The sequence below is a fragment of the Anabaena sp. UHCC 0253 genome, from assembly GCF_009712085.1.
In the GTDB taxonomy this organism is placed as follows: Bacteria; Cyanobacteriota; Cyanobacteriia; order Cyanobacteriales; family Nostocaceae; genus Dolichospermum.
The window spans coordinates 214708-215340 of sequence record NZ_VILD01000010.1 but is presented as its reverse complement, the minus strand read 5'-3'; the positions used below and the strand labels follow the sequence as shown (position 1 = coordinate 215340).

Here is a 633-nt window from a genome sequence, read left to right as displayed (position 1 = left end):
AATCGCTAGAGAAATCAAAGACCGTCTTGGTGAGGGTAATGCACTGGGAATCTCGGTATTGCCTACAATAGTTTAGGAGACTATCCTACAGCTATTGACTATCATCAACAACGTTTAGCGATCGCGAAAGAAATCAAAGACCGTCTTGGTGAGGGTAATGCATTGGAAAATCTCGGTGTTGGCTACCATCGTTTGGGAGACTATCCTACAGCTATTGACTACCATCAAAAAAGTTTAGCGATCGCTAGAGAAATCAAAGACCGTCTTGGTGAGGGTCAATCACTAGGAAGTCTTGGTGCTGTTTACGATGTTTTAGGAGACTATCATACAGCTATTGACTACCATCAACAAAGTTTAGCGATCGCGAAAGAAATCAAAGACCGTCTTGGTGAAAGTCAATCACTGGGAAATCTCGGTATTGCCTACAATAGTTTAGGAGACTATCCTACAGCTATTGACTATCATCAACAACGTTTAATAATCGCTAGAGAAATCAAAGACCGTCTTGGTGAAAGTCAATCACTGGGAAATCTCGGTATTGCCTACAATAGTTTAGGAGACTATCCTACAGCTATTGACTATCATCAACAAAGTTTAGCGATCGCTAGAGAAATCAAAGACCGCCTTGGTGAG

Annotated in this window: 1 pseudogene; it reads left to right on the top strand. The window is 41.5% G+C overall.

Features of this window, described 5'->3' with window-relative positions:
* Positions 1 to 633: pseudogene (locus FJR38_RS27890) on the top strand (tetratricopeptide repeat protein); the annotation flags it as partial.